The following is a 3,087-nucleotide window of genomic DNA, read 5'->3' as shown; positions in this document are numbered from 1 at the left end:
CCCCCAAGCCCACTCCCTGCCGAGTGACGATCTGCCGAGACTGCTGCTGCGGCACCCCCAAACTCCCCGGCGTGGACCACGAGGCCCAAACCACCCGCCTCCAGTCCCTCGTCCCCACCCGCATCTCCACCTGCCTGGACGCCTGCGACCAGGCCAACGTGATCGTCGTCCAACCCTCAGCGGCAGGCCGAGCCGCAGGCGCCCGCCCCGTCTGGCTGGGCCTGGTCAACGACCCCGACGCGACCGAGGACATAGCCACGTGGGTCCACTCCGGCGGCCCGGGCATCACCCCCATGCCCCCCATCCTCGACCTCTACCTCTTCACCCCACCGGCCCGCCGTACGTTTCCCTGAGGCCTCAGTCCTTGATGACGGTGACGCGCCGACCGCACAGCGCGGCAAGGTTCTCGGGATCCGAGGCGAGGATCGTGACCGGGCCCGGGGCGGCGAGGGCCGTGGCGCCGACCGGGGCACCGACAACCGCACCTCATCCATCGGGCAGCAACCGCCCCTGGCAGCGACGAACCGCATCATCAACGTCCGAGGTCAGCAGGGTCGGCAGCAGCCGGCGCAGAGCTTCCGCCTGTTGTTTCAACCGCTTCGCCGTTGTCCGCGCGTTGACGGCTGACGTGGGAACATCCTGAAGCGTCCCGTACTGGAAGGCCACCCAGAGGCAGTCAAGCGACGCTGAGCGCGCAGCGCCGCCGTCCCTCGACACACGAATCGTCGTGGTCACTTCCGGTTCACGCGGCCCCAGGTAAGAGATCGCGATCTGGATCCCCGAGCGGTGGTGGTAAACCAACCCGGACGCAAGCACCTCGGGCCCGACGAAATCCCCATCCGAGATCAAGAACGCGAACAGATCGCCACCCTCACGCCGCACCATCTCCCCCGGATCAAAACGCCGCCCCATCCTGCGAGTGTGCGCCTCCAGCCCGTCGCACGGAACAAGGCCATACCCAAGACCCCGGCCTCGCCTGGCAATCACCGGGCAGATGCCGCGCTGCCACAGGAGGGCGCCGGTATGTGTTGTGTTCGTAGCTGCGGTCGGCGAGAAGTGCGTCGGACCGGCGTCCGGGCCGCCCGACGACGCCGGCCACGGCCGGAACCTCGTCGAGCAAGGTCAGGAGTTGAGTGGCGTCGGCCTGGCGGACGTGGCTACCTGTCTTCTGGATCTGGGCGTCTACGTGTTGGCCCTGAGGCAAGATCAAGAGCATGGACCTGGAGGGGATCGGCGCCGTGAGCGCCGCAGGCGTCGCGCTGCTGGGCATCGGGGGTGCGCTTCTCGTCGGACGGTGGCAGATGCGGGGCGCGCTCAGGCAGGCCGAGGAGACCACCAGGGCGGGCCTCAAGCAAGCTGAAGCCACCTATCGCGCTGCGCTGGACGCTGTACACGCCGAGTCCTCGGCTGCGTTCCTCCAATGGCGGCGCGGTATGCAGCGGGAGGCGGCTCATGCTCTCCTCTTGGCCTGTGACCAGGTCGATGCTGCCGGAGATCGACTCAAAGAGGCAGCTCGCGTGGATCCGCATTCCCTGTCCCACGCACAAGGAGAGATCGACCTCGCTGATGCCATGCACACGCTGCGATCCGCGACTTTTGCGGTAGAGCTGGAGGGTCCTCAGCCGGTCTATCTCGAAGCCGTGCGCTACTCCAAGAGCGCGATAGCAAGGGCCGACTGGACAAGGAAGGAGGTCCGGCGGATCCGCGCGGTGGCCTGCCTGGAGAGACGACGCCTTGAAGCGATCGAAGCTTTCGAGGCAGGCAACATCGGGGGCGGTGCCCCTCTGGAATCCCTTCCGGGGTATGAGGTCTGGCAGGCCTTTCAACTGCTGATGATGGCCGCCAAGTACCACCCGGACCAGGTCGAGCGGGACAGATCTGGCACTTTCAGGCCCCGCGGTGAGCAGGTGCGTTCGGCTTACCGAAGGTTCTACGCTGCTGTGGAGGCCTTTCCGCACAGCGATTCAGTTCACCAGCACGCACGAATCCTTTACCAGACAGGTCTTCAGTCGACCGAGTTCCAGGTCCCTCTCGACGGCGGCCAGACTCCGAACGAGCTCGTCCTGCAAGACATCCTGAATGGTCAGGAAAGCGCACGAACAGCCTTCATCGCCGCTGTCAGTGCGGAACTCGCCCGGCCGTTCCACTCCTCACAGGGCCGACACCAGGTTTAGATCGCGCCGTTTCCAGGTGGCACTCTTTCCGGGCCTCACGAGCCCTGCGGTCCTCTCGATTCAGCACCGAACCGTCGATCGGCCCTTTCGTATCCCTTGCTGCGACCCGACGTGCTTTGGAAGGCCTGGCGCGCCCCTGGCAAGGTGTGGGCGCCGGGGCACGCCAGGCCTTTGCGTCATGCCGGTGTGCAGGTGGCGGTCCAATACGCGCCGTCGATTTCACTGGTAGAGCCCAGGCGGGTCTCGCCAGGTCGCACACACCGGTAGCTGTCGAACCAGGTCCAGTCCCAGTCGATTTTGATGTACGCGCCGTTGGTCGGCCCCGGCGTGTTGGTGCAGTGGCCGTAGTACGCGTCCGACTGCGTCTCGTAGTAGCCACACGCCCTGACCGACGTTCCTGCCGCCGACGCTGAACCGGGCAGTGCGACCGCGGACATCACGGCAGCGGCCACGGCGCCGAGAATCTTCACACGTGCATGCAAGGAAAACCTCCTGGATTCACGGTTGTCTCTGCGAAGAAGATGAGCTCCTGCGGACATCACCAGGGTGTCTGGGTGAAGGAAGGTGGCACCAGGGCATTCGAAGGGGCTCGAAACCTGCAGGTAGAGGGGAGGCCTGAGGCACGTGGATTTGGCGGGGCCGTCCCTCCGGTGTGAGGTTCCCCCGTTGCGCGAGAGGTGCTGATCAGCTGGTCAGTGAGGGTTGACGGGGTTTCAGGTTCGTCGGTTCGGCCGTCGCCTGCTCGGCGTAGTGCTTCTCCTCGAATTCGATCGGGCTGAGGAAGCCGAGCCGTTCCTGGATGCGGCGGGAGTTATATTGATCCGAAACTCAAAGGGTTCTATTCGAGGATGTAGCGGACGTGCGGGCCGCCGAAGTAGCCCCGGACGATGTGTGGCTGGCGTTGGCGTCGGTG

General features: G+C 65.7%; 4 protein-coding genes and 1 pseudogene. 2 read left to right on the top strand and 3 right to left on the bottom strand.

The window, feature by feature from the left end; all coding sequences use genetic code 11:
* Nucleotides 1-353 (top strand): hypothetical protein (locus P1P70_RS42630; RefSeq protein ID WP_319247591.1); only part of this gene is annotated, 353 nt, incomplete at its 5' end.
* 4 nt (nucleotides 354-357) lie between these two features.
* On the opposite strand, the pseudogene P1P70_RS42625 reads toward P1P70_RS42630, so the two are convergent.
* Nucleotides 358-465, bottom strand: a pseudogene (locus P1P70_RS42625) (DNA-binding protein); the annotation flags it as partial.
* A 21-nt stretch (nucleotides 466-486) separates the two neighbouring features.
* On the bottom strand, nucleotides 487-912 hold the full coding sequence (locus P1P70_RS42620; protein WP_319247589.1) for a hypothetical protein: 426 nt from the start codon (nucleotides 910-912) through the stop codon (nucleotides 487-489).
* Nucleotides 913-1,214: 302 nt separating this feature from the next.
* Between P1P70_RS42620 and P1P70_RS42615 the strand changes: the two genes are divergently transcribed.
* Nucleotides 1,215-2,174: a hypothetical protein gene (locus tag P1P70_RS42615; RefSeq protein WP_319247587.1), complete on the top strand. Its 960-nt coding sequence runs from the start codon at nucleotides 1,215-1,217 to the stop codon at nucleotides 2,172-2,174.
* Between the two features lie 176 nt (nucleotides 2,175-2,350).
* Here the strand turns inward: P1P70_RS42615 and P1P70_RS42610 are convergent, their stop codons facing one another.
* Nucleotides 2,351-2,644, bottom strand: a complete 294-nt coding sequence (locus tag P1P70_RS42610) for a DUF6355 family natural product biosynthesis protein (RefSeq protein WP_319247585.1) — start codon at nucleotides 2,642-2,644, stop codon at nucleotides 2,351-2,353.
* Nucleotides 2,645-3,087 lie beyond the last annotated feature (443 nt).

The organism is Streptomyces sp. MB09-02B (genome assembly GCF_033794485.1).
Classification (GTDB): Bacteria; Actinomycetota; Actinomycetes; order Streptomycetales; family Streptomycetaceae; genus Streptomyces.
The sequence above is the reverse complement of the archived record's forward strand: the minus strand, read 5'-3'. Positions and strand labels throughout refer to the sequence as shown.

Coding starts and splice junctions, on each gene's coding strand:
- P1P70_RS42615 (WP_319247587.1), top strand. CDS start 1,215: ATGGACCTGGAGGGGATCGGCGCCGTGAGCGCCGCAGGCGTCGCGCTG.
- P1P70_RS42620 (WP_319247589.1), bottom strand. CDS start 912: ATGGGGCGGCGTTTTGATCCGGGGGAGATGGTGCGGCGTGAGGGTGGC.